The organism is Micrococcus sp. CS26, from assembly GCF_055522295.1.
In genome coordinates, this window is sequence record NZ_JBVFVY010000010.1 from 1 (window position 1) to 26974 (window position 26974).

General features: G+C 74.6%; 31 protein-coding genes and 1 pseudogene. 18 read left to right on the forward strand and 14 right to left on the reverse strand.

Going from position 1 to position 26974, the window contains the following annotated elements:
- The 3 genes and pseudogenes from ACZ1IK_RS06080 to ACZ1IK_RS06090 all read left to right on the forward strand — a co-directional run.
- A pseudogene (locus ACZ1IK_RS06080) lies at positions 1-225 on the forward strand (hypothetical protein); the annotation flags it as partial.
- 92 nt (positions 226-317) lie between these two features.
- Entirely contained in the window at positions 318-881 is a 564-nt protein-coding gene (locus tag ACZ1IK_RS06085) for a GNAT family N-acetyltransferase (protein ID WP_036315598.1), read from the forward strand.
- A 17-nt stretch (positions 882-898) separates the two neighbouring features.
- Positions 899-1930, forward strand: a complete 1032-nt coding sequence (locus ACZ1IK_RS06090) for a DMT family transporter (RefSeq protein WP_465098391.1) — start codon at positions 899-901, stop codon at positions 1928-1930.
- A 39-nt stretch (positions 1931-1969) separates the two neighbouring features.
- On the opposite strand, the gene ACZ1IK_RS06095 is transcribed toward ACZ1IK_RS06090, so the two are convergent.
- A complete protein-coding gene (locus ACZ1IK_RS06095; RefSeq protein WP_270618105.1) occupies positions 1970-3205 on the reverse strand; it encodes an MFS transporter in 1236 nt (411 codons plus the stop codon).
- 24 nt (positions 3206-3229) lie between these two features.
- Between ACZ1IK_RS06095 and ACZ1IK_RS06100 the strand changes: the two genes are divergently transcribed.
- Positions 3230-3739 carry a MarR family winged helix-turn-helix transcriptional regulator gene (locus tag ACZ1IK_RS06100; protein WP_113914266.1) on the forward strand — a complete coding sequence of 170 codons (510 nt, stop codon included), beginning with the start codon at positions 3230-3232 and terminating at the stop codon, positions 3737-3739.
- A 15-nt stretch (positions 3740-3754) separates the two neighbouring features.
- On the opposite strand, the gene ACZ1IK_RS06105 is transcribed toward ACZ1IK_RS06100, so the two are convergent.
- Positions 3755-4573 carry a spermidine synthase gene (locus tag ACZ1IK_RS06105; RefSeq protein WP_454180104.1) on the reverse strand — a complete coding sequence of 273 codons (819 nt, stop codon included), beginning with the start codon at positions 4571-4573 and terminating at the stop codon, positions 3755-3757.
- A gap of 35 nt (positions 4574-4608) precedes the next feature.
- On the opposite strand from ACZ1IK_RS06105, the gene ACZ1IK_RS06110 reads away from it, so the two are divergent.
- Positions 4609-4863 (forward strand): glutaredoxin family protein, encoded by a 255-nt coding sequence (locus ACZ1IK_RS06110; protein ID WP_020624868.1) that lies wholly within the window; start codon positions 4609-4611, stop codon positions 4861-4863.
- Positions 4864-4934: 71 nt separating this feature from the next.
- Positions 4935-5414 (forward strand): SRPBCC family protein, encoded by a 480-nt coding sequence (locus tag ACZ1IK_RS06115; protein ID WP_051995337.1) that lies wholly within the window; start codon positions 4935-4937, stop codon positions 5412-5414.
- A 161-nt stretch (positions 5415-5575) separates the two neighbouring features.
- Here ACZ1IK_RS06115 and ACZ1IK_RS06120 read toward each other — a convergent pair whose 3' ends face one another.
- Positions 5576-6874, reverse strand: coding sequence for a fatty acid desaturase family protein (locus tag ACZ1IK_RS06120; protein ID WP_061873189.1), 1299 nt, complete (start codon positions 6872-6874; stop codon positions 5576-5578).
- Positions 6875-6941: 67 nt separating this feature from the next.
- Positions 6942-7994: a ferredoxin reductase gene (locus ACZ1IK_RS06125; protein ID WP_036314533.1), complete on the reverse strand. Its 1053-nt coding sequence runs from the start codon at positions 7992-7994 to the stop codon at positions 6942-6944.
- An 86-nt stretch (positions 7995-8080) separates the two neighbouring features.
- Between ACZ1IK_RS06125 and ACZ1IK_RS06130 the strand changes: the two genes are divergently transcribed.
- The 4 genes from ACZ1IK_RS06130 to ACZ1IK_RS06145 all read left to right on the forward strand — a co-directional run bounded on the left by ACZ1IK_RS06130 (position 8081) and on the right by ACZ1IK_RS06145 (position 11494).
- Entirely contained in the window at positions 8081-9319 is a 1239-nt protein-coding gene (locus ACZ1IK_RS06130; protein ID WP_036314531.1) for a PucR family transcriptional regulator, read from the forward strand.
- Positions 9320-9418: 99 nt separating this feature from the next.
- Complete coding sequence (locus tag ACZ1IK_RS06135) at positions 9419-9763, forward strand: DUF8129 domain-containing protein (protein WP_465098392.1); 345 nt, start codon at positions 9419-9421, stop codon at positions 9761-9763.
- 267 nt (positions 9764-10030) lie between these two features.
- The gene (locus tag ACZ1IK_RS06140) at positions 10031-11146 is read left to right on the forward strand and encodes a type I restriction endonuclease (RefSeq protein ID WP_036314529.1); all 1116 of its coding nucleotides are present in this window, start codon (positions 10031-10033) and stop codon (positions 11144-11146) included.
- Positions 11147-11281: 135 nt separating this feature from the next.
- The gene (locus tag ACZ1IK_RS06145) at positions 11282-11494 is read left to right on the forward strand and encodes a hypothetical protein (protein WP_010079881.1); all 213 of its coding nucleotides are present in this window, start codon (positions 11282-11284) and stop codon (positions 11492-11494) included.
- A gap of 35 nt (positions 11495-11529) precedes the next feature.
- On the opposite strand, the gene ACZ1IK_RS06150 is transcribed toward ACZ1IK_RS06145, so the two are convergent.
- Positions 11530-12075, reverse strand: a complete 546-nt coding sequence (locus ACZ1IK_RS06150; protein WP_113914261.1) for a GNAT family N-acetyltransferase — start codon at positions 12073-12075, stop codon at positions 11530-11532.
- Between the two features lie 72 nt (positions 12076-12147).
- Between ACZ1IK_RS06150 and ACZ1IK_RS06155 the strand changes: the two genes are divergently transcribed.
- Positions 12148-12657 (forward strand): GNAT family N-acetyltransferase, encoded by a 510-nt coding sequence (locus ACZ1IK_RS06155; protein ID WP_044659331.1) that lies wholly within the window; start codon positions 12148-12150, stop codon positions 12655-12657.
- Here ACZ1IK_RS06155 and ACZ1IK_RS06160 read toward each other — a convergent pair.
- Positions 12647-13336, reverse strand: coding sequence for a M23 family metallopeptidase (locus ACZ1IK_RS06160; RefSeq protein ID WP_020624712.1), 690 nt, complete (start codon positions 13334-13336; stop codon positions 12647-12649). The two genes, ACZ1IK_RS06155 and ACZ1IK_RS06160, sit on opposite strands and share 11 nt — an antisense overlap.
- Positions 13337-13348: 12 nt before the next feature.
- Positions 13349-14605 carry an NAD(P)/FAD-dependent oxidoreductase gene (locus ACZ1IK_RS06165; RefSeq protein WP_465098393.1) on the reverse strand — a complete coding sequence of 419 codons (1257 nt, stop codon included), beginning with the start codon at positions 14603-14605 and terminating at the stop codon, positions 13349-13351.
- 74 nt (positions 14606-14679) lie between these two features.
- Between ACZ1IK_RS06165 and ACZ1IK_RS06170 the strand changes: the two genes are divergently transcribed.
- Positions 14680-15447 carry a sulfite exporter TauE/SafE family protein gene (locus tag ACZ1IK_RS06170; RefSeq protein WP_465098394.1) on the forward strand — a complete coding sequence of 256 codons (768 nt, stop codon included), beginning with the start codon at positions 14680-14682 and terminating at the stop codon, positions 15445-15447.
- Between the two features lie 21 nt (positions 15448-15468).
- Here the strand turns inward: ACZ1IK_RS06170 and ACZ1IK_RS06175 are convergent, their stop codons facing one another.
- Positions 15469-16077, reverse strand: a complete 609-nt coding sequence (locus ACZ1IK_RS06175) for a TetR/AcrR family transcriptional regulator (RefSeq protein ID WP_020624715.1) — start codon at positions 16075-16077, stop codon at positions 15469-15471.
- Positions 16078-16149: 72 nt separating this feature from the next.
- Between ACZ1IK_RS06175 and ACZ1IK_RS06180 the strand changes: the two genes are divergently transcribed.
- From ACZ1IK_RS06180 to ACZ1IK_RS06190, 3 genes are read left to right on the forward strand one after another with little or no spacing between them, the layout of a single operon-like run.
- The gene (locus ACZ1IK_RS06180; protein ID WP_465098395.1) at positions 16150-16935 is read left to right on the forward strand and encodes an ATP-binding cassette domain-containing protein; all 786 of its coding nucleotides are present in this window, start codon (positions 16150-16152) and stop codon (positions 16933-16935) included.
- The gene (locus ACZ1IK_RS06185; protein ID WP_336647044.1) at positions 16935-19394 is read left to right on the forward strand and encodes a YhgE/Pip domain-containing protein; all 2460 of its coding nucleotides are present in this window, start codon (positions 16935-16937) and stop codon (positions 19392-19394) included. The genes ACZ1IK_RS06180 and ACZ1IK_RS06185 overlap by 1 nt, the downstream gene beginning before the upstream one ends.
- 6 nt (positions 19395-19400) lie before the next feature.
- Positions 19401-19961 (forward strand): GNAT family N-acetyltransferase, encoded by a 561-nt coding sequence (locus ACZ1IK_RS06190; RefSeq protein ID WP_020624718.1) that lies wholly within the window; start codon positions 19401-19403, stop codon positions 19959-19961.
- 12 nt (positions 19962-19973) lie between these two features.
- Here ACZ1IK_RS06190 and ACZ1IK_RS06195 read toward each other — a convergent pair whose 3' ends face one another.
- Positions 19974-20504: an SgcJ/EcaC family oxidoreductase gene (locus ACZ1IK_RS06195; protein WP_336647045.1), complete on the reverse strand. Its 531-nt coding sequence runs from the start codon at positions 20502-20504 to the stop codon at positions 19974-19976.
- 28 nt (positions 20505-20532) lie between these two features.
- Positions 20533-20673 carry a hypothetical protein gene (locus tag ACZ1IK_RS06200; protein ID WP_168168005.1) on the reverse strand — a complete coding sequence of 47 codons (141 nt, stop codon included), beginning with the start codon at positions 20671-20673 and terminating at the stop codon, positions 20533-20535.
- 311 nt (positions 20674-20984) lie between these two features.
- Between ACZ1IK_RS06200 and ACZ1IK_RS06205 the strand changes: the two genes are divergently transcribed.
- The 3 genes from ACZ1IK_RS06205 to ACZ1IK_RS06215 are packed head-to-tail and all read left to right on the forward strand — an operon-like array spanning position 20985 to position 23148.
- The gene (locus ACZ1IK_RS06205) at positions 20985-22235 is read left to right on the forward strand and encodes a polysaccharide deacetylase family protein (protein ID WP_170080058.1); all 1251 of its coding nucleotides are present in this window, start codon (positions 20985-20987) and stop codon (positions 22233-22235) included.
- A gap of 10 nt (positions 22236-22245) precedes the next feature.
- Positions 22246-22800, forward strand: a complete 555-nt coding sequence (locus ACZ1IK_RS06210) for a TIGR03086 family metal-binding protein (RefSeq protein WP_036339014.1) — start codon at positions 22246-22248, stop codon at positions 22798-22800.
- Positions 22801-22839: 39 nt separating this feature from the next.
- Positions 22840-23148 carry a DUF1801 domain-containing protein gene (locus tag ACZ1IK_RS06215; RefSeq protein WP_246830358.1) on the forward strand — a complete coding sequence of 103 codons (309 nt, stop codon included), beginning with the start codon at positions 22840-22842 and terminating at the stop codon, positions 23146-23148.
- A gap of 17 nt (positions 23149-23165) precedes the next feature.
- On the opposite strand, the gene ACZ1IK_RS06220 is transcribed toward ACZ1IK_RS06215, so the two are convergent.
- The 4 genes from ACZ1IK_RS06220 to ACZ1IK_RS06235 form a co-directional block, all read right to left on the reverse strand.
- Positions 23166-23963, reverse strand: coding sequence for a TVP38/TMEM64 family protein (locus ACZ1IK_RS06220; protein WP_020624722.1), 798 nt, complete (start codon positions 23961-23963; stop codon positions 23166-23168).
- Positions 23964-24125: 162 nt separating this feature from the next.
- Complete coding sequence (locus tag ACZ1IK_RS06225; RefSeq protein WP_036314511.1) at positions 24126-24968, reverse strand: GTP pyrophosphokinase; 843 nt, start codon at positions 24966-24968, stop codon at positions 24126-24128.
- Between the two features lie 65 nt (positions 24969-25033).
- Positions 25034-25489: an acyl-CoA thioesterase gene (locus ACZ1IK_RS06230; protein WP_060974353.1), complete on the reverse strand. Its 456-nt coding sequence runs from the start codon at positions 25487-25489 to the stop codon at positions 25034-25036.
- A complete protein-coding gene (locus ACZ1IK_RS06235; RefSeq protein ID WP_376174280.1) occupies positions 25486-26949 on the reverse strand; it encodes an FAD-binding oxidoreductase in 1464 nt (487 codons plus the stop codon). Before ACZ1IK_RS06235 ends, ACZ1IK_RS06230 begins: the two co-directional genes overlap by 4 nt.
- Between the last annotated feature and the right edge of the window lie 25 nt (positions 26950-26974).

Consider the following 26974-nt stretch of genomic DNA (forward strand, 5'->3'; position numbering starts at 1 on the left):
GGTTTCGCCCTGACTCCGGAGTCCGAGGAGACGCTCACGGCGTGGATGCGGGAGCACCTGACGCTGCGCGCCTGGGTCGCCCAGGACGCCTCCGCCCTCGAGGGGGTCGCCCGAGAGGTGGCCGCCGATCTCGCCCCGGCCCTGCAGCCGGGCGCCCTGGCGGCCCCCGTGGCGCAGCGGGTCGCGGCCATGAGGGCCTCCGCCCGCCGTTCCGCCACGCTCTGAGCCGGCCGGGCGCCGGAGGCGACGCCCTCGTCCGTGGCGCTCGGTCTCGTCGCGCCGGGAGATCACCCCGAGTCCGCTGACAGGATGGGTGCATGAAGCACGAGATCGTCCTCACCCGCGGGGACCTCACCCTGCGCCCCCTTGCCCCCGACGACGGCCCCGCCCTGCGCGAGCTCGTCGACGCGGCTATGTGGGCGGGGAACAGCGCGCCCCTGCCGGTGGACGGCGCGGCCATGTCCGCGCACCTCGCCGAGCTGATCGAGCGGGAGGGCACCTTCGCCTTCGCCGTCGAGCAGGGCGGGGAGCTGGTGGGGCGCACGAGCCTCTATGACCTGGTGCCCGGGCTGCGGGTGGAGGTGGGGCACACGGTCTACGCCCGTCGGGTGTGGGGCACCTCCGTGAACCCCGGCTGCAAGCTGCTGCTGTTCGGGCACGCGTTCGAGGAATGGGCACTGGAGCGGGTGGCCCTGCGCTGCGACCACCGCAACGCCCGTTCACACGCCGCCATCGCCCGCCTGGGGGCGACGTTCGAGGGCACTCTGCGCCGCTTCCGCCCGGCGGCAGACGGGACGATCGCCGACGTCGACTACTTCAGCGTGGTGCGCGAGGAATGGCCCGCGGTGCGCGCCGGGCTCGAGGCGCGCCTGGCCGCCTAGAGGTGTACAACGGGGGGATGCCACCCGAACCCTCTGCCCCGTCCGCCGAGCGCGGACCCGCCCGCCCCCACCCGGCCGACGTCGCCGCCCGCCCGGACGCCCCCTCCCCGCGGGCGACCGCCCTGCTGTTCGCGCTCGCGGTGGCCGCCGGCTCCGTGATGCCGCTGCAGGGCCGCATCAACTCCCGCCTCGCCCACCTGACGGGCGACCCCGTCCTCGCCGCGCTGTGCTCCTTCGCGGCGGGCCTGGTCGTCATGGTGCTCGTGAGCGTGCTGACGCCGCGGGGCCGCCGGGGCCTGGCCCGCATCCGCCCGGCCCTCGCCGCGGGGTCCGTGCGCCCGTGGTACGCGGTGGCGGGCGTGATCGGCGGACTCCTGGTGCTCACCCAGTCCGCGACGATCGGCCCCCTCGGCGTGGCCGTGTTCACGGTCGCCGTGGTCACCGGGCAGGTGGTCGGCGGGATGGTCGTGGACCGGCTCGGGCTCAGCCCCGCCGGGGTGCAGCGCCTGACGCCGCGGCGCCTCACGGGGGCGGCGCTCGCCCTGGCCGCGGTCGCCCTCGTGGTGTGGCCCAAGCTCGGCGAGGCCGGCGGCGGGCCCGGCTGGGCGCTGCTGGCCCTGCTGCCCCTGCTGGCCGGCCTGGCCACCGCCGGACAGCAGGTGTTCAACGCCCGTCAGGCCACGGCCTACGGCACCGCCATCCCGGCGACCCTGGTCAACTTCACCGCCGGCGTCCTCTTCCTCGGGATCGTGTGGGGCGGGATCGTCCTGGCCTCCGGCCACGGCATGCCCGCGCTGCCGCACGACTGGCGGCTCTACCTCGGCGGCCCGCTGGGGTGCGTATTCATCGGGGTGGGCGCCATGGTCGTCCCGCGCCTGGGCGTCTTCGCCGCCACCCTCGGCCTGGTCTCGGGCAACCTCCTGGGCTCCCTCATGGTGGACCTGGTGGCCCCCACCGACGGATCCACGGTCACCACGACGACGGTGCTGGGCACCCTGGGCGCCCTCGCCGCCGTCGCGCTCGCGTCCTGGCCGGCGCGGCGCCGGTAGCGCCGCCCGCGGCGGCAGGCCGCCGTCACCGCGCGGGACTCAGGCGCGGGCCACGGTCTCCCGCCGCCCGTGCCGGCGTCCGTGCATCACGAAGTAGTACCCGGCGGCGACCACGAGCACGCCCGCCAGGGCCGCGTACATGGCGCCGTAGCCGGCTGAGGCCACAAGCCCGCCGAGGAGCACGGGACCCAGGCCCAGCCCCACGTCCGCGAACAGCATGAGGGTGGAGATGCCGGCGCCGAGCTGGTGGGAGGGCACCGCGTTCACGGCGATCGCCTGGGCCGCGGGCATGAGCGTGCCGTAGCCGAGGCCGCTCAGCGCCCCGGCCAGCACCACCTGCCAGTCGCGCGTGGCGAAGGCCAGCACCAGGAGCGCGGCTGTGAAGCAGAGGAGGGCGGGGTAGACGACGGCGTCGTCCCCCCGGCGGTCCTGCAGGGTGCCCAGGGTGAGGCGCATGACGAGCATCGCCGCGGCGTAGGCCAGGAAGAAGAGGCCGGCGCCGGCTGTGAGCCCGCGCTCCACCGAGTAGGCGTTCAGGTAGGTGAGGATCCCGGCGTAGCTCAGGCCCACCAGCAGCATGAAGCCACTGATCGGCAGCACCGCCGGGTGCAGCACGGAGCGCAGGCGGAAGCCCACCGCGGGGGCGGGGTGCTCCAGGGGGACCTCGCCGGCGGCGCGCTCGCCGTCGACGTCCGCCGCGGCGGGCGCCTCGCGCACCAGCAGGCCCAGCACGAGGCTGACCACCGTGATCCCCAGAGTCGCCCGGAACAGCCACACGTAGCCGATGGAGCCGGCGAGGAAGAGCCCCAGGGCGGGGCCGATCGCGGTGGCCAGGGTGGTGCCCAGCGCGAGGTGGCCGGTGGCCTCCGCGCGTCGCCCGTCGGGGATGGCCGCCTGGGCCAGGGCCATGACGGCGGTGCTGGCGAAGGCGTAGCTGGCGCCGTGGAGCATGCGCACCGCCACCAGGGCCGGCAGTGAGGAGGCGACGAGGTAGAGCGTGCAGGACAGTGCGACGGCGACCAGGGCCACCACCAGGACGCGGCGCTTGCCGAAGCGGTCCACCACGTGGCCGGTGACCACGCGGCTGAGGGTGGCGCCGATGACGAAGGCGCTCGAGGCCAGCCCCGCCCCGGCGTCCGAGGCGGCGAACTGCCGGACCGCGTACACGGCCATGGTGGTGACGAGGGCGTAGAACGCGAGGAACTGGAGGAAGGAGACCACCCAGGCGAGGACGAAGGTGGGGGAGGCGATGCGTTCCTGCTCGGCGATTTGCATGATGCAAAAGGTAGCATCGTTTGCATGATGCAATCATCTGAGGGGGCGTGGCCCGACCCGGTCCGCGGGATCATGTACGAGCACATGCTCCTGCTGCGGGTGGCCACGCAGGGGGTGGCCCCCTACGGTCGGTCGAGTGCGCTGGAGCGCAGCGCCACCGTGCTGCTCGCCCGCCTGGAGGCGGGCGGGGCCATGAGCGTCGCCGAGCTGGCCGAGGCCTTCGACCTCGACGTCTCCACCGTCCACCGGCAGGTGGCCGCCGCCATGAAGGCCGGCCTCGTCGAGCGGGTGGAGGACCCCGACGGCGGCCCCGCCCGGCTGCACCGCCCCACGGAGGAGGGACGCGCCCGCCTCACCGCGGAGCTGAGCTCCCGCGCGGACAACGTGGCGCAGATCGTCGCCTCCTGGCCCGCCGAGGACGTCGCTGAGTTCTGCAGGCTTCTGCGACGCTTCAACGAGGGGGCGGAGGAGCGCCGGGGCCACCCGTGGCCCCGGCCGCAGGCTGGCCCCGGGGCGGAGGACCCCCGGCCCTGAGCACCGCGCCCGCCCTCAGGTGTGACGGATGCGGGCGGCCAGCGCGGCCGACTCCGCCGGGTCCAGCACGGCCGCCGGATGCGGACCCGCCGCGGCGAGGCGCTCCGTGCAGCCGGCCTCTCCCAGCGGCGCCCCCGCGGCCAGCACGACGTTGCCCCAGTCCAGGCGCTCCAGCATCCCGTGGTCCGCGAGCGTCCACGGGCCGGGCACCCCGGCGTCGGCGGCCGCCTCCTCGAGGGCGCCCAGCTCCGCGCCCAGGAAGCGCAGGCCGGCGTCGTCGCCGATGTTCACCAGCAGCACCCCGCCCGCCGTCAGCAGCTCGAGCAGCTCCCCGTAGAACGCGGCGCCGCGCAGGTGCTCGGCGCCCTCCTCGCCGGTGCCGATGTCCAGCACGACGGCGTCGAACCGCTCTCCGTCCAGCGCGAGGTCGACGGCGGCCAGGCGCGCGTCCGCGACCACGGAGACGAGGTCCGTGCCCGCCGGCAGGGGCAGCTCGGCGAGCACGAAGGACACGAGCTCCCGGTCCAGGTCGACCACCGTCTGCTCCGAGCCGGGCCGGGTCGCCTGGAGGTAGCGCGGCAGGGTCAGCGCGCCCGCGCCGAGGTGCAGGACCCGCACCGGCGCGCCCGCCGGAGCGACGCCGTCGAGCACGTGGGCCATGCGGCGCAGGTACTCGTAGCGAATGCGCAAGGGGTCGGCCAGGTCCACGTGGGACTGGACGGCCCCGCCGATCTCCAGGACGAACCCGCCGAACTCGTCGGGGGCGATGCGGGCGTCCACGCCCGACGTGGACAGGTGGACGGTGCGGCCGGAGGGGGAGGGCTGGGCGGGCATGCCCCCAGCATCCCACCCCTCAGTACGCTGGACGGATGAGTCAGAACGTCCTCACCGTCTACGGCGCCGACTGGTGCCGCGACTGCCTGCGCACCAAGCGCCAGCTCGACGAGCTCGGCGTCGCCTACGACTACGTGGACCTCGTCGCCGACCCGGCCCAGGCCGATGCCGCCGAGCGGATCTCCGGCCGGAAGAACATCCCCGTGGTCGTGTTCCCCGACGGCGACCACCAGGTGGAGCCGACCAACGAGGAGACCGCGGCCAAGCTCACCGCGCTGGGCCTGATCTGAGGTCGGGCCGCCCCCGGCGCGAGCCCCGCCGGCGCTCTCGGTGGGCGCGCACCGGGGTCTACGCTCTCCCCATGGAGCACATCGACGAGACCGCCCTGCCCGCCCCCGAGGACCGCGTCGTGTCCGCGACCCGTCACGTCGACGCGCCGGCCGGCGTCGTCTTCGAGCTGATCGCGGACCCGGCCCGCCAGCCCGAGTGGGACGGCAACGACAACCTGGCCGAGGCCGCCCCCGGGCAGCGGGTGACCGCCGTCGGGGACGTGTTCGTCATGACCCTGCAGAAGGGCGTGGACCGCGCGAACCACGTGGTCGAGTTCGAGGAGGGCCGTCGCATCGCCTGGAAGCCCTCCGAGGTCGGCGGGGAGCCGTTCGGCCAGCTGTGGCGGTGGGAGGTCGACGGCGACGACGACGGCGGCTGCCGCGTCACCCACACCTATGACTGGACGCGGCTCGCCGACCCGAAGCGCATCCAGAAGGCGCTGCGGACCGGCGAAGAGCAGCTCCGCGCGTCGATCGACCGGCTCGCGGAGCTGGCCGAGCGCCAGGGCTGACCGGCCTGCCTCGGCTCATACGGAATCCGTTGCGGTTCTGACCCTTCTGACGGCCGAACCGGCGGCCAGAAGGGTCAGATCCGCAGAAGATCCGGCCCCGGCCCCGGCCCCGGCCCGGGCGCGGGACGGTGCCGACGTGGTCTGCCCCGTCGTGCGCCGCTTCACGGCAGCGCCAGCCGGAACACCTTCTTCCACGCGGAGCCCACCTGCCGCAGCAGCGGGCCGGTCGTGTACGGCAGGCCGTAGCGGGCGCAGATCTCGCGGACCCTGGGCGCCACCTCGGCGTACCGGCTGGACGGCAGGTCCGGGAACAGGTGGTGCTCCACCTGGTGGGAGAGGTTGCCGGTCATGAAGTGCATCAGCTTCGAACCGGAGATGTTCGCGGAGCCGATCATCTGCCGCACGTACCAGTCGCCGCGGGTCTCGCCGTCCACCATCTCCTCGGAGAACGTCTCCGCACCCTCCGGAAAGTGCCCGCAGAAGATGACCGCGTGCGCCCAGATGTTGCGCAGGCCGTTGGCCAGCAGCGTGCCCGCGAGCGTGGCCTTGCCCGAGCCCGTCAGCACCTCGGCGACGGCCGGCGTGGCCACGTAGTCCTTGGCGAACTGCCGGGCCGCCTTGACGCCCACGGAGCGCAGATCCGTCATCAGCTCCTCGCGGGACTTCTCGCCGCTCTGCACGCGGTCCAGCTCGAGGTCGTAGAGGGCGATGCCCCACTCGAAGATCGGCGCCAGCCCCGCATTGATCACGGGGTTGAGCAGGTGGCGGGGCCGCCACGGCTCGGACTCGTCCATGCGCAGGACGTTGTAGCCCACGTCGCGGTCCTTGCCCACCACGTTGGTCCAGCGGTGGTGCAGGTCGTTGTGGGTGTTCTGCCACGCCCGCGACGGCGTCACGAAGTCCCACTCCCACGTGGTGGAGTGGATGTCCGGGTCGCGCATCCAGTCCCACTGGCCGTGGAGCACGTTGTGCCCGATCTCCATGTTCTCCACGATCTTCGCGACCGTGAGCATGGCTGTGCCCGCCACGAACGCGGCGGGGTGGCGTGCGTTGAGCAGGAGGGCGCGGCCGCCGAGCTCGAGCCGGCGCTGCCAGCGGATGACGCGGCGGATGTAGGCCGCATCGGAGGCGCCGCGGCGGGCGAGCACGTCGTCGCGGATCGCGTCCAGCTCACGGCCCAGCTCGGCCACCTGCGCGTCCGTCAGGTGGGCGGCGCCGGGCGGGCGCACCGCCGGGCTCCCGACGACGCCCGGCAGCCCCGGCGTCGTGGCGGCGGCGGTGGAGCGGGACGTGGCGGCACGGGACTCGGCGGTGTGGGGAGCCCAGCTCGTGGTGTCGGGGCGGTCCTGCGGCAGGACCCGGGCGGCGCGGCCGCGCACGGTGGTGCCGGGGATGGCCAGGGCCAGATCGTCCGGGGCGGTGGCGCCGGTGCGGTCGGGGGCGGTGGGGGTCTGGGTCATGTGATGCTCCTGGGGGCGGGAGGCGGGGATGGTCAGGGAGGCCCGGGTCGCGGGCCGGGCGTCAGGTTCACAGGCCGAGGCTCAGCGGGCCGGCGGCGGCGCTCACGCAGGTCTGGATCAGTTCGCCGGGCTCGCCGTGCACCTGTCCGGTCCGCAGGTCCGTGACCTGGCCCGAGCGCAGCGGCGTGAGGCATGCGTGGCAGATGCCCATGCGGCAGCCGGCGGGCGCGGCGACGCCGGCGTCCTCGGCCACCACGAGCAGCGGCACGTCGCCGGGGGCGTCCACCTCGACGTCGGCGTGCTCGAACACCACGCGGCCGCCGGCCCCCGCCACGCCCGGGGCGAAGTCGGCCTGGAACCGCTCGATGGTGAGGTCCGCGGCCGCCTCGCGCCGCCACAGGGCCTCGGCGTCGTCGAGGAACCCGGCCGGCCCGCACGCGTAGGCGGCCCGCTCGCGCCAGTCGGGGCAGAGGCCCTCGAGCTGCGCGGGGGAGGAGAGGTCGAGGCGGCCCGCCTCCGCGGTGTGGTGGTGCACCACGCGCAGGCCCGGGAACTGGTCGGCCAGCTCGGCCAGCTCCTCGCGGAACAGGGCGTCCTCGGGGGTGCGGGAGGAGTGGATGAGCACCACGTCGGCATCCCGGCGCGTCGGCACGAGCGTGCGGATCATGGACATCACCGGGGTCAGGCCTGAGCCGGCGGTGAGCATGAGCAGCGGGCGCGGCTCGTCCGGCAGGGTGAAGTCGCCCTCGGGGATGTCGAGGAAGAGGACGTCGCCGGGCTTCGTGTGGCGCACGAGCGTGCCGGAGACGAGGCCGATGTCGGACACCGTGATCTCCGGGTCCGCGCCCGCGGGGGCGGAGAGCGAGTAGGAGCGCCACTGCCGCACCCCGTCCACGTCGACGCCGATGCGTGCCCACTGGCCGGCGTCGTGGGCCCGCCAACCCGGTCCGGGACGGAACGCGATGGTGACGGCGCCGGGCGTCGCGCGGGCGACGGAGGTGACCACCCCGCGCAGCTGGCGGGAGGAGTGCACGGGGTCGAACAGGCCGAGGACGTCCTGCGGTGTGAGCGGGTGCAGGAGCGTCGTGACCAGGCGGGTGAGCAGGAAGGGGCCGGGCATGCCCCCACGCTATGGCGCAGCGCGCCATGATTCTTCATGTCGGACGTACGATCGACCCGCAGGATTCATCGTGAGGAGACAAGATCATGGCCTCAACCCCCGCCCCGACGCGCGGCACCGACTGGCACCCGCCGTGGCTGTCCCTGCCTTCGGACCTCCCCGGCCGGCTGGCCCCCGCGATCCCGGCCATCATGCAGCGCATCATCGAGACGGTGCCGGAGCAGATCCCGGCGTACGTGAGCGCCCGGGACGGCCGCTACGGCGAGAACCTGACGCGCGGGGTGACCGCGGCGCTCGAGCAGCTGATGAGCCTGCCAGGCACCGCCCGTCCCGCGCTCAGCCCCGAGACGCGGGCGCTCATGGCCTACCTGGGCGCGGGGGAGTTCCGGGAGGGCCGCACGATGGACGCCCTGCTCGGCGCTTACCGGGCCTCCGCACGGATCGTGTTCCGGGACCTGTCCGCCGAATGCGCCCACCTCGGCATGGGCATGTCCGTGGTGATCGACCTCGGCGAGTCCATCTGGGCCTACATCGACGAGCTCTCCTCGGTCAGCGCCCAGGCGTACGCGGAGGCGCAGTCCGCCCAGGCGGGCGTGCTCGAGCTGCACCGCGCCGCCCTCGCCACCGCCCTGGTCCGGGGCGGGACCGAGGAGAAGGAGGTGCAACGGCTGGCCGCGCTCGCGGACTGGCGGCTGCCGCGCCGGCTGGCGGTGGTGGTGCTGCCCGCGGACGCCGGCGTCGCCGTCCGGGAGAGGCTGGGCCGGGCCGGGCTCGTGGTGGAGCGGGACTCGGAGGTGGTCGCCGTGATCGACGCGACGCCCTCCCAGGGCCGCCGCGAGCGCATGCTGCGCCTGCTGGCGGGGACGGCCGCCGTCGTCGGGCCGGCCGTGGACTGGCCGCTCGTGCCCCACTCCTACCGGGTGGCCCGCACGCTGGCCGTCCAGGAGGCGGCGGGCCGGACGGCGGAGCCCGCGCAGGGGGAGGACGACGACGGCGCCCCGTCCCCGATCCTCGCCGCGGACCACCTGGCGCGCGTGGTGCTGGGGGCCGAGCCGCGCGTCGTGACGCAGCTGGCCGAACGCGTGCTGGCGCCCCTGGACGAGGTGAGCGAGGCGAAGCGGGCGGTGCTGGAGGAGACCCTGCTCGCCTGGCTCACGCACTGGGGCCAGCGGGCGCCGATCGCCGCGGAGCTCGGCGTGCACCCCCAGACCGTGGGGTACCGGGTGGGCCGGCTGCGCGAGCTGTTCGGGGAGGCCCTCGAGGACCCCGACGCGCGGTTCGACCTGGAGATCGTGCTGCGGGCGCGGCGGGACGGGGTCGGGTGAGCGGGGCGGCAGGGGGTGCCGTCTGACGGGGGCCTTCACTAGCGTGGGTGGACCACGCATCCCGACGAGGGACCCCGACGAGAGAAGAGGGACAGTGCCATGACGAACGCCCCGAACCGCGACGAGCTCCCCCTGCCGGACTACGACCACATCCCCAACGGCACGCTGCCGACCCGGATCACCGGCCTCGACGAGTCGCAGGTGGAGCAGCTGCTCGCCTACGAGCGCGCCCACGGCGACCGCCTGCCCGTGGTGCAGGTCCTCGAGACGCGGCTCGAGGCGCTGCGCTCCGGCGCCCAGCCCTCCGGCGATCAGGTGCCGGACACCCCGGAGGTCGGCGGCTCCCGCACCGGCTCGCCCGTGACCCCGGAGACGAGCGGCCCGCCCGTGGAGCCCCTGAGCCGCGGCATCCCGGCCGACCCGCAGCGCCCCGGCAACCGCTGAGCCGGCCGGGCGTCGCCTGACAGGGCGGCCCCCCGCGGAACGCGGCCACGACGCCCCGTCTCCTTCCTGTGAGAGGCGACGCGTCGTGGCCGCCTCGCGTTCCGGGCGATCCCGCGGTCCGGCCACGGAGCGCCTGCGAGGGTCCCCGTAGCGTGTTTGTGAGCTGGGTTATATTTCGACACAGCTGCGGCGGGCCTTCGGGCGCTGACGTGCGAGGCTGCCGGATTCCCGGCTGTCCGGCTCCTACTCACGGATGGGTGAAACGGCATGACTGAATTCGAGGACAAGCTTGCGCAAGTGGCTCGGCGAGCCCGCGACTACGCAAGCTCCCTGGACACGGAAGAGGCGACGAAGAACGCGCTCGTCATGCCATTCATCTCGCAGGTGTTGGGCTACGACGTGTTCGATCCCCAGGAGGTCGTCCCGGAGTTCGTCGCAGATCTGGGCCTGAAGAAGGGGGAGAAGATCGACTACGCCATCATGCGGGAGGGGAAGGTCAACATCCTCGTGGAGGCCAAGAAGGTCGGCTCGGAGCTGTCCCTGGCGCACGCGAGCCAGCTGGTGCGCTACTTCCACACCAGTGAAGCGCGGATCGGCGTGCTCACCAACGGGCGGGTGTGGAACTTCTACACGGACCTCGACAAGGCCAACATCCTCGACGAGCGTCCGTTCCTCGTCCTCGATCTTCTGGACATCGACCCGGTCACCGTGCCGAAGCTCGAGCAGCTGGCGAAGGGATCCTTCGATCTCGACTCGGTCATCGCCGCAGCCGAGGAGCTGAAGTACGTATCGGCCATCAAGCGCGAGATTTCTGCCGAGATGGCTGCGCCGAGCGATGAGTTGGTGAAGGTCCTCGCCAAGCGCGTGTACTCCGGGTACATGAACGCCAAGGCGGTGGAGACCTTCACCCGGCTCACCGAGGAGGCTGCGCGCCAGTACATCAACGATCGCGTCAACGCGCGGCTGAAGACTGCCCTGGGCGACCAGGTCGCTCCGGTACTGGCGGCTCCCGCTGAGCCCGTGGCCACCGGCGATCAGACGGTCCTGTCCGACGAGGAGAACGGTCAGGAGGGCCAGCTCAAGCCGGGCGTGGTGACGACCGAAGAGGAGATCGAGGGTTTCCGCATCATCAAGGCGATTCTCGCCGGAATCGTGCCGATGAACCGCGTCTACATGCGCGACGCAGCCTCGTACTGCAGCGTCATCCTGGACGACAACAATCGGAAGCCGATCGCGCGCCTTCACTTCGACGGGAAGGTGAAATATCTGGTGCTGTTCGATGCGGACAAGAACAGGACGCGGGCCGACCTCGAGAACTTGGAGGACATCTACGAATCCGCCGAGGCACTGCGGAGCGTCGTCAGCTCCTACGTCGGGGCCTGAGCGGACTCTGACCCGCCTACTGACCGGATCCGGCCCGCGGGCGGGCAGGACTGTGCCCCGCCGCCGTCGATGCGCCACCCTGGTGCGCACGCCCCGGTGGGACAGACCCGCCGGGCGCCGACCCGAGAGGACGTCATGACCCATCACGAGCGCGACGACCGCCAGGCCCTGGCCGCCGGCGAGACCTACCTGATCCACGTGCTGGAGACCTCCGACCCGCCCGGCAACCCGGACCACTACCGGATCACGGACGCGGTCGAGGCCCACCACGCGTCCACCGGCTCCTACGACGTCGAGGCCGGCGGCCTGGACGCCGCCCGCGAGCTGCTCGCCCGCCACGCCAAGTGAGCGACCGGGGCTGAGACGTCCGGCCGGGCCGCGCCTCACGCGCCCGGCCGGAGCCTCATCCCCAGCACGGTGCGCGCCTCGAGCCCCAGAGCCGCGCGGGCCTCGGGCGCGCCGGTGCGGTCCTCGCCCACCACGGTCATCCCGATCCGCTCGGCCACCCGGCGCGAGGCCGTGTTCTCCGGGTGGATGATCGCCACGAGCTCGTGGTGCCCCAGCACGTCCCGGGCGTGGTCCCGGCAGGCGGCGGCCGCTTCGGTGGCGTAGCCGCGCCCCCACAGGTCGGCCCGCACGTGGTAGCCGACCTCCAGGCGAGGCTCCCCGTTGACCTCCTGCCACGTCAGGCCGCAGTCGCCCACGAAGCCGGACCCGCCGTCGTCGTGGGTCTCGATGATCCACAGCCCGTGCCCGTCCTGCGCGTACCGGCGCCGGTTGCCCGCGATCCACGCCGCCGCCTCCGCGCGCGTGCGCGGGGCGGGGTAGAAGCGCATCACCACGGGATCGGCGAGGAGGCCGGCCAGGTGGTCGAGGTCGGCGTCGGCCATCTCGCGGAAGCGCAGACGGGCGGTGGGGGCGGGCGGCATGCGCCCAGGCTAGCGGCGGGCGGATGCGCCCCGCCTCTTGTCTGCGCGGGGCCGGGCTGGTCGACTGTGCCCATGCCGCATTCCCTCTCCCTGCGCCCGTTGCGGGTGGATGACGCCGAGGCCATGGCCGCGGTCCTCGCCGACCCGGACCTGTACACGTACACCGGCGGGACGCCGCCGGGCGAGGAGGAGCTGCGGCAGCGGTACGCGATCCTCGCGCGCGGTCGCTCCGAGGACGGCGCGGAGGACTGGGCCAACTGGATCGTGGTGCTGGAGCCGGAGGGCCGGCCGGTCGGCTACGTCCAGGCCACCATCCCCGTGGACGGGGGACCCACGCAGATCGCCTGGCTGATCGGCACGCCGTGGCAGGGCCGCGGGCTGGCGAAGGAGGCCGCCGGCCTCCTCAAGGGCGAGCTGCGGGACCGGGGGGTGCGGCGCCTCGTGGCGGATGTCCACCCCGAGCACACGGCCTCCCAGCGGGTCGCCCAGGCGATCGGCCTGGCGCCGACGGACGAGGTCGTGGACGGGGAGGTCCGCTGGGCCGGGTCCGTGGACGACGGCGGCGGCCCGGTCACCGGCTGAGGCCGCGGCGCCGCTCCGGGTAGGAGCCGCCGAGCTCCACGCCCCGCTCGGCCAGGTAGGCCTCCGGGTCCACCGGCTCGCCGTCCACGCGCAGCTCCAGGTGCAGGTGCACGCCGGTGGCGGCGCCGGTCTGCCCGACGCCGGCCAGGTGGTCCCCGGCGGAGACGCGCTGGCCCGCGTCCACCACGGTGGAGTCCGGGGCGGCGTGCAGGTAGCGCCACACGTGGCCGTCCCCGGCGTCCACGGCGAGCAGGTTGCCGCCCGCGTCCCCGCCGGCCTCCACGAATAGGACTCGGCCGTCGGACACCGAGTGGAAGGGCGTGCCCTCCGGCACCCCGCCGAGGTCCACGCCGTCGTGGCGGGTCAGGGCCTCCTCGGACACCCCCGAGGGCACCACGCCCTCGCCGAACGGGTTGGGGCGGGGCCCGAAGCGGGAGGTCACGCGGCCCTGCACGGGCTCGGCGTACCCCTGCGTGTTCACCGTGGGCGGGGCGGGGGTGAAGCCGCCGTTCCAGCGCCGCCGCTCGGCGCCCGCGCCGGCGTCGTCCCGGCCGGCCGGACCGAACGCGAGGACCAGCGCCAGGACGGTCGCGATCAGGGCCAGCGCCCCCACTGCGGCCAGCACGCCCCCGGCCACACCGCTGCCCGGGGAGCCGGCGCCGGGGGTCGGGGTGGTCATCCCCTCAGTCTGTCATGCAGGGTCGGGACGGCCCCGGCCTTCGCCCACGGCATCCCGGCCCGCCACCAGCTCCCGCCCGCGCTCGTAGTCCTCGTCCGCGTTGTAGGTCAGCACGCCCACCACGCGGTCCTGCGCGTCCGTGTACCAGAGAGTGAACCCGCCGGTGCGCTCCACCATGCGGGCCTGCTCGTGGCCGTCGCCCCACGCGGCGTGCTTGAGCGTGTGCTCGCCGATGGTGCTCCAGAACCCGGGCACGGCCTCCCACCGCCGCAGGGACTCCGGGTCCGCCGTCGCCGCGTGGGCCAGCACGGAGGCCTGGCCGGCGCCGCCCGGCACGCCGACCTCGGTGCGGGCCGCGTTGTGCCCGGCGACCTCGCCCATGCCGAGGGCGTCGCCCCAGTGCTCCACGGGGATCGGCCGGCCGGCCACGGCGTGGTGGGCGCGGGCCACGTCCCCGGCCACCCACACGCCCGGCGCCGCCGCCAGGTGCTCGTCCGCCACGATCCGCCCCTCGTGCATGGTCAGCTCGGAGTCCTCGAGCCACCCGCCCCCCGGCTCGACCCCCACCGCGGCGAGGATCAGGTCCGGGGCGAGCGTGGCGCCGTCGTCGAGGTGGACGGTGCGCGGGGCGCGCACCTGCCCCACCCGCACGCCGGTGCGCAGCTCGACGCCGGCGCCGATCAGCCACTGCGCGATCCGATCGCCCGCCTCGCGGCCGAGCCGCTTCTGCTGCGGCACCTCGTCCGGGGTGACCAGCGTGGTCTCCACCCCGCGCAGCGCCAGCGAGGCCGCCGCCTCGCAGCCGATGAACCCGGACCCCACCACGACGGCGGAGCGTGCGTGCCCGGCCGACGTCACCAGGCGGCGGGCGTCGGCGAAGGAGCGCAGCAGGTGCACCTCGGCGTCGGCCTCGACGTCCGGCAGGGGGACCGGACGGGCGCCCAGGGCCAGGATGAGCCGCTCGAAGCGGATCGGCTCCTCGGCGGCCCACAGCGTCCGCGCACCCAGGTCCGCGTGGGTGACGGTCACGCCCCGGCGCAGCTCGACGGCGTCCGGCAGCTCGTCCAGCACCGTCGGCGCGGGTTCGGCGGTGCCGCGCAGCAGCTCCTTGGACAGCGGCGGGCGCTCGTAGGGGTGGTCCACGTCCGAGGTGAGCATGAGGACGGGGCCGGGTCCCCCGGCGTCGACGTAGGCGCGGGCGGCGCTGACGCCGGCGGGGCCGCTGCCCACGATCACGAGCGGGTACGGAGTGGAGCTGTGCTGGGCCATACGGCCAGCATGCGCACCCGTCACGGGCGGGCGCCAGGGCCGACGGGCACCCCCGGCTCCGGCATACTGCCCGCATGGACCCCTCCCTGGTGTGGCTGCCGGCCGTCGTCGCGCTGGCCGCGATCACCGTGGGCGGCACGCTCCAGCGGGTGAGCGGAATGGGCGTCGGCATGATCGCCGCACCCACGCTGTCCCTGCTCCTGGGCCCGGTGGCGGGGGTGACGCTGTCCAACGTGGCCGCCTCGGTGTCCGCGGTGCTGCTGTTCGCGATGCTGCACCGGCATGTGGACTGGCCGCGCTTCGTCCGCCTCGCGCCGTTGCTCGTGACCGGCTCGTTCGCGGGGGCGTGGGCCGTGCGGGTCCTGGACGCCCACGCACTCGAGATCCTCCTGGGGTCCTCCGTGCTGGTGGCCGTGGCCGCCGTCCTGGGCCTGCAGCAGCGCTTCACCGCCCAGGGGGACGGGGCCGTGTTCGCCTCCGGCGCCGTCGCCGGGTTCATGAACACCACCGCGGGCATCGCCGGGCCGGCGCTCGCGGTCTACGCGGTGGCGAGCCGGTGGGACCAGCGCTCGTGGGCGGCCACCCTCCAGCCCGTGTTTCTGCTGGCCAATCTCACCTCGCTGGTCACGAAGTCGTTGTTCGGAGCGGCCGTGCCCGCGGGGCTGCACGTGCCGTGGCCGGTGTGGGTCGCCGTGGTGGCGGGCGGTCCGCTGGGTGTGCTGCTCGGTTCGGCGGTGGCCCGCCGGGTGGACCCCGCGAAGGCGCGCGTCCTCGCGATCTGCCTGGCCGGCGTCGGGGGCACGGTGGCGCTGGTGCGCGGTGTGGCCGGCACCCTGGGCTGAGGCGGGGCCGGCGCGCAGGCGTCAGGGCAGGAGGGAGCGCACGGCCGCGGCCAGCGTGTCCCGCACGTCGTCCACCGTCAGGTCCTCCGGGGCCAGGTGCCGCTCGACCGACAGCGTGTGCACGAGCATCAGGAGCATGGCCGCAGTGTGCGTGACCTGCTCGTCCGGGACGTCGGCCAGCACGCGGTGCTCACGCAGCAGGCCGGCCAGGAAGTCCCGCCGCCGGACGGTCAGCGTCCGGTAGGCTCTCCCCACGGCGGGCTCGCGCAGGCCCACGGCCTGGAACTCGTGGAGGAGCAGGGGCCAGGAGCCCGTGGTCTCGAGCACGACGTCGGCCAGGGCCTCCGCCACGCGGGCCACCAGGTCCTCGCGCGGCAGGTCGGGGTCGTCCAGGGCGTCGGCGACGCCGTCCATGGCTCGGGTGGTCGCCCGCTCGAACTGGACGGTGCAGGCGGCGGCGAAGAGGTCCGGCTTCCCCGCGAAACCGGAATAGACGGCGCCCTTCGTGTAGCCGGCCTCCGCCGCGATGCGGGCGAGGGAGGAGCGCGCGTAACCCTCCCGTCCGAACACCCGAGCCGCGTGGTCGAGGATGGCCGCGCGGACATCCTCGCGGCGGGGTCGGGTCGCCATGTTGCCCTCTCGATGCCGATGGTATTGAATACCGATGGTATTGAATCCGCCTCGACTCGGCAAAGAGGGCCCATGTCTTCCACTCCCACCGACGCCGATCACCATGGCCCCGGGCCCGCCCCCGACCCGGCGCACCTCGACGACCTCCCGCCCGCCACCCTCGTGGCGCGCGGTCTGACCCTGCGCGGCAGTCGCGGGCCGGTGTTCGGCCCCCTCGACCTCGTGCTGCCCCCGCAGACCCACCTGGCCGTGCTCGGAACCCAGGGCTCGGGCCGCTCGGCCCTGCTGCTCGCCCTCACGGGGCGCCTGCAGGGCGTGCGGGGCGAGCTCGTGCTCACCGGCGGCCCCGTGGACGTCGCACTGGACGGGCCGGAGCGGCCCGCCGCCCGCGCGTACCGGCCCCCGATCGACGCCGCGCGCCACCCGCACGCCCTGCGCGCCCGCACCGCCGTCGCCCACACCACCGACGTGGTGGAGCTCGAGCCGGCGCTGACCGCGGCCGAGGTCGTGGACGAGCGCTGCCTCGCCGACGGCGTGCGCCGCCGCGCCGGCCGCGCGCGCTTCGCCCTCCTCGCGGACGCGGTGAGGCTGAGCGTGGCGCCGGAGGCCGTCGTCGGGGAGCTGCCTGCACCCGAGCGCGCGCTGCTGGCCGCCGTCGTCGCCTGCCTGCGCCCGGCCCGCCTCGTCACCTTCGACGACGTGGACGCCACCCTGACCATCGATGAGCTGGTCGCGCTCCACGCGGCCCTGGACGTCCTCAAGGACCACGGCCACCCGTTCGCGGTGAGCGCCGTGGCCTCCGCGCCCGTGCCGCGCGACGCCGTCGTCCTCACCCTGCCCCCCGTCCGGGAGAACTGATGCTGTTCCGCTACGAGCTGCGACGCTTCCGCCGTGGCCTGCCCCTGCTCGCCCTGCTGTTCATCTTCCTCGTCCCCGCCATCTACGGCGCCCTGTACCTGTCCGCGAACTGGGACCCCTACGGGGCCATGGACCGGCTGCCGGTGGCGATCGTCAACGAGGACGAGCCCGTCCAGCGCGGCGACACCACGCTGCGCACCGGCGCGGACATGACCGAACGCCTCAAGGACGACCGCGCCTTCGACTGGCGCGAGACCACGCGCGAGGAGGCCGAGGAGGGACTGCGGGAGGGCCGGTACTACCTCGTCCTGGAGATCCCCGCCGAGCTCAGCCGTGACCTCGTCAGCCCCGAGGGCGGCGGGACACCGCAGCAGGCGCAGATCACCCTGCGCCGAGACGACGCCAACGGCTTCGTGATCGGCTCCGTCACGAACGCGAGCCAGGCCAAGGTCGAGGCCGCCGTGAACCGGTCCGCGATCGAGGCGTACTTCGAGGCCGTCTTCGCCAGCCTCGGCGAGCTGCGGTCGGGCATGGTGGACGCCGCCGACGGTGCCGCGCAGCTGGCCGACGGCACGGCCTCCGCGGTGGACGGCGCGAGCCGGCTGGAGGACGGGATCGTCCAGGCCCACGACGGCTCGGGCAAGCTGGCCGAGGGCGCGGGCCAGCTCGCCACGGGTGCCGGTGACCTCGCGGACGGCGCCGCCCAGGCCGACGACGGCGCCCAGCGACTCGCCGAGGGCGCCGCGTCCGCGCAGGACGGGGCCGGGCGCCTGGCCGACGGGCTCGACCAGGCGCGCGGGGGCTCCCAGGCCCTCGCCGACGGTGCCGGGCAGCTCGCCGAGAACGCCCCCGCCCTGCGTCAGGGCGCCACGGACCTCTCCGACGGGCTGGCCCAGCTGCAGACCGGATCGGCCGAGCTCACCGACGGCGCCACGCAGGTGGCCGACGGCACCCAGCAGCTCTACGACACGGTGGTCCCCGGCCTGGACCAGGTGATCGAGCGCCAGGACGCGGTGGCCGCCGACGTCGCCGCGGTGGACGAGGACGTCCAGCGGGTCGCCGAGGTGGCCGGCACGGCCGAGGACGGCGCGGGCGCCCGCATCGCCGATGCGCAGGCCGCCCTGGCCGCGCTCGCCGAAGAGGACCCGACGCTCGCCGAGTCCGAGCAGTACGCCGCGCTCCAGGAGGCGCTCACCGGCGCGGACGAGCGGGTGACCGCCGTCGCCGGCCGCGCCGAGGAGGCCGCCGCGACCTCCGCGGCCGCCAACGAGCGCGTCCAGGGCTTCGTCGAGGACGACGTCGCCGCCTCCGCCAAGGCGGATCTGACGGACCTCAACGACGGCGCCCACGCCGTGGCCGCGGGCGCGGAGAAGCTGCAGGGCGGGATCGGTGCGGCGAAGGACGGGGCCGACTCCCTCGCCGACGGCGCCGGGAGGTTCGCGGACGGCCTCGAGCAGCTGGGCTCCGGCGCGACCGAGCTCGACGGCGGCCTGGCTCAGCTCCAGGACGGCGCCGGGGAGCTGCAGTCCGGCCTCGGCGAGCTGACGGACGGGGCGACCACCCTCGCCGAGGGCAACGCCGCGCTCCACGACGGGGCGCTGACCCTGCAGGACGGTGCGGGCCAGCTGGAGTCCGGCGCCACCGAGCTCGACGACGGCCTGGCCCAGCTCCAGGACGGCGCCGGGGAGCTGCACACCGGCCTCGGCACCCTCGACGACGGCGCCCACGAGCTCGCCTCCGGGCTCTCCGACGGCGTCGACCGCGTCCCCGCCCTGACCGAGGACGAGCGGGACGAGGCCGCCCTGGTGATGTCCCGGCCCGTGGAGGCCGTGATGCAGGTGGACAACTCCGCGGAGGTCTACGGCCGCGGCATGGCGCCGATGTTCTTCTCGATCGCGCTGTGGGTGTTCGGCATCGCCGCGTTCAACATCATGCGGCCCATCAGCGGGCGGCTGCTGGCCGGGCGCCGCAACCCGGTGGCGATCGCGCTGGCCGCGTGGCTGCCCGTGGGCATCGTGGCCGTGGGCGGCGGCCTGCTCATGCTCGCCGCGACGCTGCCGCTGGGCCTGGCCCCCGTGCACCCGGTGCGGGCCGTGGCCCTGACGGTGCTCGTGGCCGTGGTGTTCTCCCTCATCGCGCACCTGGTGCAGACGGCTCTCGGCACCCCCGGTTCGGCGCTGCTGCTGGTCCTGCTGGTCCTGCAGCTGGCCTCCACCGGCGGCACCTACCCGGCCGAGGTGCTGCCCGGCTTCTTCCAGGCGCTGCACCCGTTCATGCCGATGAGCTACTCCATCGAGGCGTTCCGCAACGCGATCTCCGGCGGTCCGGACCAGCGCTTCTGGGTGCCGGTGGTCGTGCTGATGGGCATCGGGGCGGCGGCGCTCGCCCTGGACGTGCTCGTGGTGCGGCGCCGGCGTCGGTTCCGCATGAAGGACCTGCACCCCGCGCTGCAGGCCTGAGCGGGGATGACTTCCGCACCCCGCGCCGCCGTCGTCCGTCCGGCCCGCCCCGAGGACGCGCCCGCGATCGCCGCGATCGCCGCGGCCACCTTCCCGGACGCCTCCCCGGCCTCGCTGCCGCGTGCCGCGGTGGAGGCGCACATCGCGTTGCACCTGAGTGAGGCCGCCGTGGCCGCGTGGATCGCGGACCCGGAGCGGATCGTGCTCGTGGGCGCCGCGGCCGACGCCCCGGAGACCCTGCTCGGCTACGCCATGTACGAGACCGCCGCGGCCCCCGAGGCACCCGTCACGGAGCGGCTCGGCGACGTGCCGGCCGGCCACCTCTCGAAGCTGTACGTGCTCGCCGAGGGGCGCGGCACCGGGCTGGCCGAGGCCCTCGTGCACGACGGCGTCGAGCGGCTGCGGCGGCTGGGGTTCCGGCACGTGTGGCTCGGCACGAACGCGCAGAACGCACGGGCCAACCGGTTCTACGAGCGCCTCGGCTTCGAGACGGTCGGGGCGCGGCAGTTCGTGGTCGGCGGGGAGCGGGTCGAGGACGACTGGGTGCGGCTGCTGACGGTGGCGTGAGCCGGTCGCCGCTCAGCAGGCCTCCGGGCCGTCCGGGTCCTCGTCGGGGTCGAACCACGCGGACGGGTGATAGTGCACCGCGGCGAGCCCCTCGTCGTCGGCCAGGTGGGTCTGGGCCCCGGGCACGGAATCCGTGTTCTGCCCGGCCACCGCCTCCCACGCCCCGGCCTCGGTGCGGCGCACCACGAGCAGCAGGACGCCGGTGCGCTCGCCGGCCTCGTCGCCGTCGGGCGCGGTCTGCCCCGTCATGGTCCACGGCGCGTGCACCACCGCCACGTCCCCGAGCTCGCGCACGCGCACCTGCCCGAGCACGAGCCGGGAGGCCGGGAACATCCAGCGGAAGCCGAGCGCGTGGTTCACCCGGATCTGCCGCCGCCGCGTCCACCACACGCCCACCACGTTCACGAAGTCCGCGTCCTCGGCGAACAGCTCGGCGAGCGCGTCGGCGTCGGCGGCGTTCCAGGCGGCCGCGAAGGCCTCGGCCACCGCGGCGGGGCCGGCCGGTCGGGCCGCGACGTCGGCGGTGGGGTCCGCGGGGGACATGGCTGCTCCTGGATCGGGAAGGACGGGTTCAGCGGGCGGGCCCGTAGGCCAGCATCAGCACGACGGCGGCGAACAGCACCGCCATCACGGCCAGGACCGTGAGCACGGCGCGCAGGGCCGCACGCGTGCGCGGGTCGACCGGGGGCGGTGCATCCGGACGTCGGGTCACGCTCGCCAGTGTGGCATGCGGCACGGCACGAGGGGCGCGTGCGTCGGCGCGCGTCGAAGGTGCCTCCCAGCCGGGGCTCAGTCGACGCTGACGCTGCGGATGTGGTTGCTGAACACGAAGCGGTCGAACACGGTCCGCGCCGAGCTCGGGTCGTCCGCGTGACCACTCTGGGCCGTCTACGGCGGATCGAGCCCCGCCGCCGGCCGGCCTCCCATGCCCGGCCGGTTCCCACCTCCGCCCGCCCGCCCGGCAGGGGTGGTCTCGGGCCGGGCGGCCTTGGGATGATGGGTGCCCCCGGAGAAAGGTGCCCGATGCCCCCGCCCGTGCCGCAGCCGACCCGCCGACAGTTGCTCCTGGCCGGTTCCGCCCTGCTCGGATCGGGACTGCTGGCCGCTTGCGGGCAGGACGGGGAGGACGCGGCGTCGTCGTCCGTGCCGACCTCGTCCGCGCCCACCTCCGCCGCCCCCGCTGGTCCGCCGCCCGCCGGCGAACCGGTGGCCTGGTCGGACGTGGCCCGGGTTCCGCACCTGTTCTTCCACTCCCTCGTGGTGGACCCGGCCCGCGCCTTCGACGGCGACGACAAGGCCGGCGGCTACCTGGACTTCATGGTCACGGTGGACGAGTTCGACGCCGTCATCCGGCAGGTCTACGAGCGCGGCTACGTGCTGGTCTCCCCGCACGAGCTGTACGAGGTGGGCGAGGACGACGTCGTCCGCCCGAAGACCCTCATGGTCCCCGAGGGCCGGACCCCGCTGATCCTCTCCCTGGACGACTGCTCGTACTACCTCTACATGGACGGCGACGGCTTCGCGGACCGCCTGATCGTGGCCGAGGACGGCCGCGTCCGCAACGAGTACACGGACGCCGAGGGCACCACGCACATCGGGGCGTTCGACGTCGTCCCGCGCCTGGACGACTTCCTCGCCGAGCACCCGGACTTCAGCCTCAACGGCGCCCGCGGCGTGCTGGCCATGACCGGCTACGACGGCGTGTTCGGCTACCGCACCTCGGCCCGCGAGTTCGGGGACAGCCCCACGTTCGACGCCGACGTCGCGGCCGCCACCGAGGTCGCCGACGCGCTCAAGGACAGCGGCTGGGAGTTCGCCTCCCACACGTGGGGCCACCGGACGGTGCCGAAGCTGACCATGGAGGAGCTCGAGTTCGACATGAGGCACTGGCACGAGGAGGTCGAGCCGATCCTCGGCCCCACGGACATGCTCATCTACCCGTTCGGCGCGGACGTCACCGGCCCCGGCACGTACACGGAGGACAACGAGCGGTACCGCTACTTCCGCGAGCTCGGCTACCGCTCCTTCTTCCTCGTGGACGGCACCTCCAAGGCGTGGGGCCAGCTCGAGCCCGGCTACTACCGCGGCTCGCGCATCAACGTGGACGGCATCAGCCTCGCCGCGGCCGTCTCGGGCGAGCGGCCCGTGCTGGAGGAGTTCTTCGACCCCCGGTCCGTCCTGGACCCGGCCCGCCCCGAGTCCATCCGCGGCCCGAAGAAGCCGAGCCCGGCGCCGTCGTCGCCCGCCGCGGCCCCGAGAACCCCGCGACCCTGAGGAGAGCACCATGTCCATCCCCGCCACCGAGGTCGAGGCCCGCTGGAACGCGGCCGCCGAGCCGTTCACCGCCGTCGTCCGGGAGGTGCGGGACTGGGACGCCGCCACCCCGTGTGAGGGCTGGGACGCGCTGGACCTGCTGGACCACGTGATCGCCGGCCAGCGCGACTTCGCCGCCCGCCAGGGCCGGGAGGTGCCCCTCTTCGACGGGTCCCGCCAGCAGCTGGCCACCCAGTGGGCCAAGCACGCCGCCGCCATGTCCGCCCTCGCCGGTGACGAGGAGTTCATCATGCGGCCCATGAAGACCGCGCTCGGGGAGATGCCCGTGGGTGAGGCGTTGATCCGCTTCCACGCGTTCGACGTGATCGTGCACCGTTGGGACCTGGCCCGCTCGCAGGGCGTGGACGCGCGGTTCACGGACGCGGAGATCGACTGCGTGGAGGAGTCGCTGGAACTGTTCGGCGACGCCGCCTACACGCCCGGCATCCTGGGCGAGCCCGTCCCCGTGGCCGACGACGCCGACCGGCAGACCCGCCTGCTCGGTCGCCTGGGCCGTCGGGGCTGAGACCAGGGCAGGACCCGTCCCCGCACCCCAGGAGGCACCGTGAGCGAGTCCACCGGTTTCAGCGCCGCGGAGCAGGCCGCGATCACCGAGCGCGCGCAGGAGCTGCGCGCCCAGCGCGGCGGCAGGAAGAAGGCCGACGCCCTGCAGGACCTGCTGGTGAAGATCGAGGAGATGCCCGAGCAGGACCGCGCCATGGCGGTGGGGGTGCACCGGATCGTCACGGAGGCGGCCCCGGAGCTCGAACCCCGCACCTGGTACGGCATGCCCGCCTACGCGCGCGGCACGGACGTGCTCGTGTTCCTGCAGGTCAGCAGCAAGTTCGGCGTGCGGTACACAACCCTCGGCTGACGTCCGGCGCAGAGTGGTCACGACACGCCGCGTCGCGCACGCGGAGACGGCGTGTCCTGACCACTCCGCGGGCTTTCCGGCCCCTCCGAGCCCGCCGGCCCCTCCGCGGCCCGGGCTGCCCGTCGCCAGCGCCGCACCGCCCACAGGGTCAGACCGCCCACGGCGAGCCAGCCCACCCCGAGCAGCACGCCGTTCACGACGCCCGGGCGCACCGCGAACGCCCCCATCGCCACGAGGGAGAGCTGCCCGGGGATCACGCCGACCGCGGTGGAGCCGGCGAAGATCCCCAGCGGCACGGCGAGCGCGCCCGCCCCGTAGTTCACGGGCCAGTACGGCAGCCCCGGGGCGACGCGCAGGGCCAGCAGGGCGAGGAACCCGGTGTCCTCGAGCCGCCGCTCCACGGTCTCGGCGTGGCGGCCGAGCCCGCGCAGGACCACCTCGCGTCCGACCGCGCGCGCGATGCCGTACGCCCCGAGCGAGCCCAGCAGGGCTCCGACGACGGACAGCACCGTCCCCTCGATCGCGCCGAAGAGCACACCGGCGGTGACCGCCATGATCGTCACGGGGATGGGGGTGAGCGCCACGGCCGCGTACAGCACGGTGAACGCCAGCCAGCTCCACCAGCCGAAGCCGTCCAGCTGGGCGCGCAGCTCGTCCACGCCGGGCAGGCGCACGGTGAGTGCCAGCCACACGAACGCCGCCACCACGAGGACGAGGGCGGCGGTGCGCAGGATCGACACCCCGCGGTGCCCTGTGCGGGCGGGCAGGGTGGAGGCGGCGCCGGAGTCGCGCGGCGGCACGGCGGTGGAGGGCATCGGCTCAGGCTACCGGCAGCCGCTCCCTCCGCATGTCCTCCCTGGCCTGCGGTCACGCCCTGCTCTGCTTTGCTGGATCACACGCGTGTGACTCATCCACACCTGTGGACAACTCTGTGGAGAACCCTGTGCACGCGGCCCGCCGGGTGTGGACGGAGGGGCTCAGACGGTGGACGCGCCGGGCGCGTCGTCACCCGGCCGCGCCTCGCCCGGCCCCGCCGCCGGCTCGTCCTCGAAGACGGGACCGCCGTCGTCCTCCCAGGCCGCGGCGGCGTCGTCGTCCCTGTCGGTCTCCTGCACCTGGTCGTGCAGGCGCTCCATGCGGGTGTCCAGGTCCGCAGCCACGCGGGCGGCGGCCACGAGCTCGGTCGCGATGTCCGGGGGCACGCCGCCGTCGAACTTGTAGTTGATCTTGTGCTCGAGCGTGGCCCAGAAGTCCATGGCGCTCGTGCGGAACTGCATCTCCACGGTCACCGGGATCGTGCCGGTGGACAGGTGGATCGGCACCTGCACGAGGCAGTGCAGGCTGCGGTAGCCCGAGGGCTTGGGCCGGGAGATGTAGTCCTCCACCTCGAGCACCCGGATGTCCGGCTGCTGCGTGAACTGGCGGAACACGCGGTACACGTCCCGGGCGAAGCTGACGATCACGCGCGCCCCGGCGATGTCCGTGACGTTGGTGCGCAGCGCGTCCAGGTCCAGGGACAGCCCGCGGGCGGAGGCCTTGCGCAGGATCGACTCCGGCGACTTCACCCGCGTGACGATGTGCTCGATGGGGTTGTAGTCGTGCAGGTGCGTGAACTCGTCCCGCAGCACCTCGAGCCGCGCCTCCACCTGGAGCAGGGCCGAGCGGTACTCGAGGTCGAAGCGCTCGACGTCTCGGCGCAGCCGCTCCAGCGCCCCTGACGCCGCGGGGGTGAGCTGCGTCAACTCGGACACGGGGGTGCCGCGCAGCGCCTCGACGTCCGCCGAGGGCGCGGGCGCGTCCGGGGAAGGGTCCTGCTCCATGGCCTCAGAGCCTACGGCGGGATCCTGCGAGACGGCAGGCCGTCCACAGGCCCGACGGCGGCCCGTCAGTCCTCGGCGGGGATCAGCACGCGCTCGAAGGCGGCGCGCTCCTCGTCGGAGACGGCCACGGGCCGCCCGGCCGCCGGGTCCACCTGCACGAACACGGCGTCGCACAGCACGCAGCGCCGCCCGTCCTGCCACAGCTCGTGGCGCAGCGTGAAGGACGTCCGGCCGATCCGCAGGATCCACACCCGCGCCGTCACCTCGGGCCCGGCGTAGACCACGGGCGCCTCGTACTGGACCTCCATGGACCGCACGACGCGCTGGACGTCCGGGGACGCCGTCGTCGTGGCCCACGCGGCCAGGGCGCGCACGCGCGCCTCCTCGGCGAGGGTGAGCAGGCGGGCGTTGTTGACGTGGCCGTAGCGGTCTTCGTCGGACCAGCGCAGCTGCAGCCCGACCTCGAACGGGGTCGGCGTGCCGGCGTCGGCGGGGGTCTCGGGGGTGGTCGGCTGCGTCACGGGGTGAACACCTTTCCTGGGTTGAGGATGCCGTGCGGGTCGAACACGGCCTTGATGCGCTGCTGGAGGTCGTGCTGGGCGTCGCCGAGCTCGTCTCGCAGGAACGCGCGCTTGAGCAGGCCCACGCCGTGTTCGCCGGTGAGCGTGCCGCCGAGTTCCAGGCCCGCGCGGAACAGCTCGCCGGCGGCCTCCCACACGTCCGCCGGGATCGACGCGGCGTCCTCGGCCGCGCCGCCCACCTGCGCCGCCGCGCCGAACAGCAGGATCGGGTGCAGGTTGCCGTCCCCGGCGTGGGCCGTGGTGGGGATGGCGACGCCGGTGCGTGCCTCGATCTCACGGATCCGCGCGAACATCTCGGCCATGCGGCTGCGCGGGACGGCCACGTCCTCCACGAGCGGGGTGCCGAGGCGCTCGAGCGCGGGGAACGCGGTGCGGCGCAGGGCCATGAGGGCCTCCCCCTCGGCGGGGTCCACGGTCACGGTGACGTCCCCGCCGTGGGTACGCATGAGGGCGGCCATGGCCTCCCCGTCCGCCTCGGCGCCGGCGCCGTCGGCCTGCACCAGCAGGAACGCGCCGGACTCGGGCAGGGCGGCCCCGCGCTCGGGCCCCGCGTGCGCGCGCACCGCGGCGAGCGTCGCCTCGTCCATCAGCTCCATCAGGGCGGGCACGTGACCGGCCCCGGTGATCGCCTCGGCCGCGGCGGCGCCCGCGACGACGTCCGGGAAGAACCCGCCGAGCGTCACGGGCACGCCGCGCACGGCCGGCCGCAGCGCCAGCGTCGCGCCCACGATCACGCCGAGCGTGCCCTCCGAGCCGATCATCAGCGCGACCAGGTCGTAGCCGGTCACCCCCTTGACGGTGCGGTGGCCCAGCCGCAGCAGGGTGCCGTCTGCGAGCACCACGTCCAGGCCCAGCACCGCCTCGCGCGTGACGCCGTACTTGGCGCACAGCAGCCCGCCGGCGTTCATCGCGATGTTGCCGCCCACCGTGGAGATGTCCTTCGACGCGGGATCCGGGGCCCACCACAGCCCGTGCTCGGCGAGCGCGGCGTTCAGCGCCCCGTTGAGGATCCCCGGCTCGACGACGGCCACGCGGTCCGCGGGGGAGACCTCCAGGATCCGGTCCATCGCGGTCATGTCCAGGACGATCTCGCCCGCCCCCGCGACGGCGCCGCCGGCCAACCCCGTGCCCGCTCCGCGGGTGACCAGCGGGGTGCGGGTCCCGTGCGCGATCCGGCACGCGGCCTGCACGTCCTCCACCGTCCGCGCGCGGACCACGGCCCGCGGCGCGGCGGGGGAGCGATGCCCCGAGCGGTCCGCCCGGGCGGCCTCGAGTGCGGCGGCGGAGACGTCCACGCGGCCGGGCAGCTCCGCCTGCAGGCGGGCGACGACGTCGGCGGGCGGGGCGTCCGCGGCAGGCGGGGCGGCGGGGGTCGGGTCGAGGGGTGCGGAGGAGTCCATGTCCACCAGTGTCGCCGATCACACG